Origin of the sequence: Leucobacter sp. M11 (assembly GCF_035726885.1) — a bacterium.
Lineage (GTDB): Bacteria > Actinomycetota > Actinomycetes > Actinomycetales > Microbacteriaceae > JAPFRB01.
Genome location: NZ_JAPFRB010000002.1, coordinates 396,791 through 403,622, shown reverse-complemented (window position 1 = coordinate 403,622; position 6,832 = coordinate 396,791). Strand labels below are relative to the sequence as shown.

The window sequence follows — 6,832 nt, the reverse complement described above, 5'->3', positions numbered from 1 at the left end:
CGGAGCGATCCTCATCGACGGGCGCGCGGGATCCGGGAAGACCACCCTCGCCGCGGCGCTCGCCGACGCGCTCGGCGCGGACGTGGTGCATCTGGATGACCTCTACCCGGGCTGGCAGGGCCTCGCCGCGGCCTCAGCCCAGGTCGCCGACCTGCTGCGCGAGGGGCGCTGGCAGCGCTACGACTGGGCCGCGGAGGCGCTGGCCGAGTGGCACCGGCTCGCGCCCGACCGCCCGATCGTGATCGAGGGCTGCGGGGCCACCACCCGGGACAGCGCGCCCCTCGCGGCGCTGACCATCTGGGTGGACGCCCCGGAAGGACTGCGTCGCGACCGGGCGCTTCGCCGCGACGGAGAGCTCTTCCGCCCGCACTGGGACGCCTGGGCTGCGCAGGAGGCCGAGCACCTCGCCAGGAACCGACCCGCGGAGCGCAGTGACCGGATCATCCGGGTCACCGCGGACCGCGCCCGGCTGTTGTCTGACAACGATTCTGGCCCGGAAGAACCCGGTACACTCGTTTCGTGCTGAGAATCGTGGTCCTCATTTCCGGCGGTGGCTCGAACCTGCTCGCCCTGCTGGAGGCCACGGCCACCCCGGGGTTCCCGGCCGAGATCGTCGCCGTCGGCTCCGACACCGACGCCGCCGGACTGGCCTACGCCCGCGAGCGCGGCATCCCCCACTTCACCGTCCGCCCCGCGGACTTCGCCGACCGTCCCGCCTGGGGCGAGGCGCTCCTCGCCGAGATCGGCGCGCACACCCCCGACCTCGTCGTCAGCGCCGGGCTCATGCGCATCCTGCCCCCGAACGTGGTCAGCGCGCTCAGCCCCCACCTCATCAACACACACCCCGCGCTCCTGCCGCTCTACCCCGGCGCGCACGCCGTCCGCGACGCCCTCGCCGCGGGGGCCACCCGCACCGGGGTCACCGTGCACGTCATCGACGCGGGCGTCGACACGGGCCCCACGATTCGCCAGGCCGCCGTCGACGTGCGCCCGGGCGAGAGCGAAGCCGAACTTCACGAGCGGATCAAGACGCTGGAGCGCCCGCTCCTCGTCGACGTGGTCCGCGACATTGCCACCCAGAAGATCATCCTTGAGGAGCTGAACGAATGGCCGTCCTGAGCCACGACCCGAGCCTGTACGAAGCACGCGACCTGGTCCCGATCCGGCGAGCCCTGCTCTCGGTCAGCGACAAGACCGACCTGATCGAGCTCGCCACCGCGCTCGCCGCCGCGGACGTCGAGATGGTGTCCACGGGCTCCACCGCCGCCACGATCCGCGACGCGGGCTTCCCCGTCACCGACGTCGCCGCCGTCACCGGCTTCGCCGAGTGCCTCGATGGCCGCGTGAAGACCCTGCACCCCGCCGTGCACGCCGGTATCCTCGCCGACCTGCGCCTCGCCGACCACCGCGCCCAGCTCGCGCGCCTCGACATCGCCCCCTTCGACCTCGTCGTCGTGAACCTCTACCCCTTCGCCGAGACCGTCGCCTCCGGCGCGCCCGCCGCGGACGTCGTCGAGAACATCGACATCGGCGGCCCCTCGATGGTGCGCGGCGCGGCCAAGAACTTCGCCAACGTCGCCATCGTGGTCTCGCCCGACAGCTACCGCGATGTGATCCAGGCGCTCGCCGCCGAGGGCACGACGCTGGCCCAGCGCCGCGACCTGGCCTCGCTGGCGTTCACCCACACGGCCGAGTACGACGCCGCGGTGGCGCAGTGGTTCCTCGCCGAGGACGCCTCGCAGCAGCTGCGCGCGGCGGCCGACCGCGGCCTGGACAGCCTGTTCAGCGCGGACGAGCCCCTGTCGGCGACGACCGTGAACTTCCCGGCGAGCAAGGAGCAGGTGCTCCGCTACGGCGAGAACTCGCACCAGCGCGCGGCGCTGTTCACCGTGCCAGCGGGCCGCGGCATCGCCCAGGCCACCCTGCTGCAGGGCAAGGAAATGTCGTACAACAACTACGTTGACGCCGACGCCGCGCTGCGCGCCGCATACGACTTCGCCGAGCCCGCCTTGGCGATCATCAAGCACGCGAACCCGTGCGGCATCGCCGCGGTCGCCGAGGGCACCGCGGACGCGATCGCCGAGGCGCACCGCCGGGCCCACGCCTGCGACCCGCTGTCCGCCTTCGGCGGCGTGATTGCCGCCAACCGCGAGGTCACCGCGGAGATGGCCACCACGGTCAAGGACATCTTCACCGAGGTCATCGTCGCCCCGAGCTTCTCCCCGGAAGCCCGCGAGATTCTGGCCCCGAAGAAGAACCTGCGCCTGCTGGAGCTGCCGGAGGACTTCGCGCGCGGCGGGGTCGAGCTGCGCCAGATCTCCGGCGGCCTGCTCCTCCAGGAGCCGGACACCTTCGACGCCTTCGATTCCTCGGGCTGGACGCTCGCCACGGGCGAGCCCGCCGACGCGGCGACCCTCGCGGACCTGGAGTTCGCCTGGCGCGCCTGCCGCTCGGTGAAGAGCAACGCGATCCTGCTCGCCAACGACGGCGCCTCCGTCGGCGTCGGCATGGGCCAGGTCAACCGCGTCGACTCCTGCCACCTCGCGGTGACCCGCGCGGGCGAGCGCGCGGCGGGCTCCGTCGCCGCCTCCGACGCGTTCTTCCCCTTCGCTGACGGCCTCCAGGTGCTCCTCGACGCGGGCGTCCGCGCCGTCGTACAGCCGGGCGGCTCGGTCCGCGACGAGGAGGTCATCGCGGCCGCCGCGGCCGCCGGGGTTACGATGTACCTCACGGGCGAGCGGCACTTCTTCCACTAGGCGATGGGCTCCCCCGGCTCGGCATGACGCCGGGGGAGCGCCCGCTCGCCCAGGGTGACCAGGCGCAGCCAGGCCCACAACCGGTCGAGGGGCTGGTCGAGGCGGATGCCGAAGTCGGCGCTGATCCGATCGAGGCGATAGCGCACGGTGTTCTGATGCACCCGGAGCTCCTCGGCGGTGTGCCGGATGCTGCCGTGCTGATTGAGAAAGGTCAGCAGCGTCTGGGAGAGCGGGCCATCCGTGCGCTCATCCTCGGCGAGTAACGCGGTGATGGCGTCATCGTCCGAGTAGCCTCCCTGGCGGATCGCCTCCCCGGCGGCGAGGAGCCCGAGCTGCGTGCGCACCTCATCGAAGGAAACGCTGTCCGCAGCCGCCTCGTGCGCGGACGCCCCGATCGCGAGCGGCTTCTGGCGGGTGCGCAGGGCGAGAATCGCCTGCCGGTAACTGTCGCCCAGCGCGGGAAGCGTCTGCGCGACCCGGCCGATCCCGGCCGAGGCTCGAAGCCCGATGGCCTGGGAGGTCAGCTGTACCGTTCTCGCGGTGAAATAGCCGATCGCGGCGTCGTCTGCGCCCTGCCCCACGAGCACGACCATTGAGCCCAGCAGCGCGCTCGCCGACCGCGGGAACGCGGTCTCGGCGCTGACCCGGACCAGGTGCAGGAGCCGCCGCTCGGGGCCGACGAAGGGGTCCCGGGAGTGATCCCGCAGGGCGAACGCGATGACGGTGTGCGGCTGGCCGTGCACGAGCCCCAACTGCTCTGAGGCCGGTGAGCTGTGCCCCGGGTCCTCCAACAGGGTTCGCAGCAGGTGCGTCTTGCGTAACTCGCTGTCCGCCCCCGCCTGCCGCGCGTGCACCATGTGCAGCGCGACCAGCGGCTCAACGGCGGCCAGGAAGGCCTGCGTGCTCGGGTGTTCCGCGACGTCGGTTTTGATCACCCAGATGGCACCCAGGGGTTCCCCGTCCGCCCGGATCGCGATGGCCACTCGGGGCAGCTGCTGCGCGGAGCCGGGGAACGACAGCGCGCCGACGCTCTGATACACCCGGCGATACGTGGGGTTCTCAGAGGGGGGCGTTGGCTCCTGCAACGCCAGGGTGGACTGGCGGCGCATGTCGTCGATGGCCTGGCCGGGGAGGGTGGAATAGCCGACGACCCGCCCCAGGTAGTCGACGAGGCTGACCGCGCCCCCGGCCAACTCGGCGAGGGCGTGGGCCAGACCGAAGAGGTCTCCCAGGGGGACGCCGCTCGTGCTCGCGGCCCCGTCGTGCGCGGTGAGCCCGCGGAGCACCGCAAGCACGCCGCCCCAGTCCGCGTTCCGGGTGAGCAGGAGCACCGGAATCGGGCCTGCTCCGGGCAGCGAGTGTTCGGGGCGGTCGGGGCCCTCCTTGACCAGGACGGCCGTGGCCCGGGCGCGGGTGGCGCGCTCGGCGAGCTCGAAGAAGGCCTCGCTGCCCGGATCGTACCCGATTGCGAGCACGATTTGGCCCTCCAAAAACGTCTCCGGGTCCGCCGGGTCGTAGGCGATGACCCCCGCGACCGGGGCCCCGAGTTGCTCCGGGTCGGCGGAAAACGAGCGGAGCTGTGCCTCAAGCACGCGGAGGCAGCGACGGAGCGTGAGCGGCGTCGCCGCGGAGGGAACGGCCATAGGATGAACTTACAAGAAATATAGAAAAAGGCCAGAGAATTCTCTATATCGCTTTGGCTGCGCACCCTCGAAACTGAGGACGACACAGTGACGTGGAAGACGAAGGAGCAGCACGTGCGCATCGGTGATTTCGTTGGTCTCATCCAGCGACCCCAACCTGCCAAGACCCCGGCGGAACGGCTCTCGCGGCGGTTCTTGACGATTGAGGATCTGAGGGCTGGCGCGAAGAAACGCCTCCCCGGCAGCATGTTCGACTACATCGAGGGCGGCGGAGAAGACGAACGCTCCCTCTCCCGGAACCGGCAGTCCTTCCGCGACTACTCGTTCCTGCCCCGCTGGGGGAGCACCGAGGCCCCGGACCTGCAGACGCAGATTCTGGGGCGCATGAGCCCCCTGCCGCTGATCCTGTCCCCGACCGGGGGGACCCGGCTGTTCCGCCCCGAGGGGGAGATCGCCGCGGCCCGAGCCGCCGAGCGGGCCGGAATCGTCTACGGCCTCGCGGGCCTGAGCAACACCTCGCTCGAACGGGTCGCCGAGGCCGCCCCCGGGGCCCGGCGGTGGTTCAACTTCAAACCCCGCCCGGACAAAGCGCTCACGCAGGCCATGCTGGATCGCGTCGCCGCCGCAGGCTACGACACCCTGGTGGTGAACCTGGACACCCGGGCGATCGGCCAGCGGGAGCGGGACTTCACCAACGGCTTCACCGCCCCGCCCTCACTCAAGCCCAAAACCGTCTGGGAGGGCATGACCCACCCCGCCTGGGCGATGGGTTTTCTGGCCAACGAGGCAATCGCCTTCCCAAACCTCACCCCGGAGGCCCCCACGGGGCGGATCACCAGCACGCCCGCGATGTGGAAGGAACTGCTCGGTGGCTCCTACACCCCCCTGGGCTGGAGCGATATGGAAGACCTCCGCGCCCGCTGGGACGGGGGGATCGTCGCCAAGGGCGTGGTGCATCCCGAAGACGCGGTCAGAGCGGCCGAGATCGGCTGCGACGCGGTTCAGGTCAGCAACCACGGCGGGCGACAGCTCGACCACATGGCCAGCCCGATGGATGTCCTGCCCGAAATCGCGCAACGCGTCTCCGGTCGAGCCGAACTCATCGTCGACGGCGGCGTGCGCCGCGGCACCGACGTGGTGAAGGCCCTGGCCCTCGGCGCAACCGCGGTCGCGATCGGGCGACCCTATCTCTACGGGCTCGCCGTCGCCGGTCAGGCGGGCGTCGAGCACAGCATCCAGATCTTCCGCGCCGAAATCGAGCGCGCGATGTTCCTCATCGGGTGCACCAGCATCCAGGAGCTTCGCGACCGCGGCCCGGAACTCGTGCGACACACTGCTTCCTTCCTGCCCACTGCTCCACAACACTCGAATACTCACTGAGGAGACTCCCGTGTATACCCAACAGTTCCCGTCCCGCTCGCGCCGTCGCGCCCTGCCCCTCCTGGCCGCCGTGGCCGCCTCGTTCCTCCTGGTCAGCTGCGCGGCCCCGGCGGCGACCGACGAGGGGACGCCCCCGGTCGACGCGGGCACCGACCCGACCTTCGCTCCGGTGGCCGCCGCGGTCGACCTGGTTCCCGAGGCCCTGCGGGAGTCGGGAACGCTCCGCGTTGCGATGCCCACCAACGAACCGCCGACCCAGTACTACCGCGAGGGCACCAAAGAGATGACGGGCATCAACCCGGACATGGCTCGCCTGGTCGCCGGGGCGCTCGATCTGGAGCTCGAGATCGTCGTCACGAACTTTGACTCGATCATCCCGGGCCTGAGCGCCGATCGCTTCGATATGACGGTCGCCTCGATGTCCGTGACCGAGGAGCGGATGGAGACGCTCGATTTCGTGGACTACATCCAAATGGGCAGCGCCATCGCGACGCCCTCGGGAAACCCGGAAAAGATCCAGCTCAAGGACCTGTGCGGCGAGCGGGTCGGGATGCTGACCGGCTCCTATCAGCTCACCGCTCGCATTCCCGCGGTCGTGGAGGAGTGCGAGGCAGCCGGGGACAAGGCCCCCGAAATCCTGCAGTTCCAGGACACGCGTCAGGCCATCACCGCGATGCTGTCCGGCCGCTCCGACGTCGTCTACGCCGATCTGCCCATCCTGAGCTTCGCCGCCAAGCAGAACGACAAGATCGAGATCGCCGACACGAACACGCTGTCCCCGGTGGGGATGGGCATCCGTCGGGACACCGGCCTCACGGAGGCCGTGGCCGCGGCAATGACCGCGGTAGCCGCGAGCGACGAGTACACCGCACTGCTGGACCAGTACGGCATGGCCCAGGCCGCGATTGATGAGGCCCGAGTCAACGCCCCCGCCGAAGGATGACGATGACCGCCCCCGCTCACCCCGCGGAGTCTCCGCAGGCCGGACCTCCGACCACGATCCAGCGCACCCTCACCACGCTGGACATCCAACGCCTTCGCCATCCCGGTCGG

6 protein-coding genes are annotated in these 6,832 nt (G+C 70.7%); 5 read left to right on the top strand and 1 reads right to left on the bottom strand.

Annotation, left to right across the window (positions count from 1 at the left end):
- The 3 genes from OOT08_RS06215 to purH form a co-directional block, all read left to right on the top strand.
- Positions 1–526, top strand: a 526-nt coding sequence (locus tag OOT08_RS06215; protein ID WP_325091714.1) for an AAA family ATPase, incomplete at its 5' end; no start/stop codon positions are given.
- Positions 520–1,119 carry a phosphoribosylglycinamide formyltransferase gene (purN, locus tag OOT08_RS06210; RefSeq protein ID WP_325091713.1) on the top strand — a complete coding sequence of 200 codons (600 nt, stop codon included), beginning with the start codon at positions 520–522 and terminating at the stop codon, positions 1,117–1,119. The genes OOT08_RS06215 and purN, both read left to right, overlap by 7 nt.
- A complete protein-coding gene (gene purH, locus OOT08_RS06205) occupies positions 1,107–2,756 on the top strand; it encodes a bifunctional phosphoribosylaminoimidazolecarboxamide formyltransferase/IMP cyclohydrolase (protein WP_325091712.1) in 1,650 nt (549 codons plus the stop codon). The genes purN and purH overlap by 13 nt, the downstream gene beginning before the upstream one ends.
- Here the strand turns inward: purH and OOT08_RS06200 are convergent.
- Entirely contained in the window at positions 2,753–4,399 is a 1,647-nt protein-coding gene (locus OOT08_RS06200) for a PucR family transcriptional regulator (RefSeq protein ID WP_325091711.1), read from the bottom strand. The two genes, purH and OOT08_RS06200, sit on opposite strands and share 4 nt — an antisense overlap.
- Before the next feature lie 87 nt (positions 4,400–4,486).
- On the opposite strand from OOT08_RS06200, the gene OOT08_RS06195 reads away from it, so the two are divergent.
- Both OOT08_RS06195 and OOT08_RS06190 read left to right on the top strand, forming a co-directional pair.
- Positions 4,487–5,779, top strand: coding sequence for an alpha-hydroxy acid oxidase (locus OOT08_RS06195; RefSeq protein ID WP_325091710.1), 1,293 nt, complete (start codon positions 4,487–4,489; stop codon positions 5,777–5,779).
- Positions 5,780–5,789: 10 nt separating this feature from the next.
- Positions 5,790–6,722 (top strand): transporter substrate-binding domain-containing protein, encoded by a 933-nt coding sequence (locus OOT08_RS06190; RefSeq protein ID WP_325091709.1) that lies wholly within the window; start codon positions 5,790–5,792, stop codon positions 6,720–6,722.
- Positions 6,723–6,832 lie beyond the last annotated feature (110 nt).

Excerpts from the sequence above, each read along its gene's own strand:
- purH (WP_325091712.1), top strand. The coding sequence starts at position 1,107 with ATGGCCGTCCTGAGCCACGACCCGAGCCTGTACGAAGCACGCGACCTG.
- OOT08_RS06200 (WP_325091711.1), bottom strand. The coding sequence starts at position 4,399 with ATGGCCGTTCCCTCCGCGGCGACGCCGCTCACGCTCCGTCGCTGCCTC.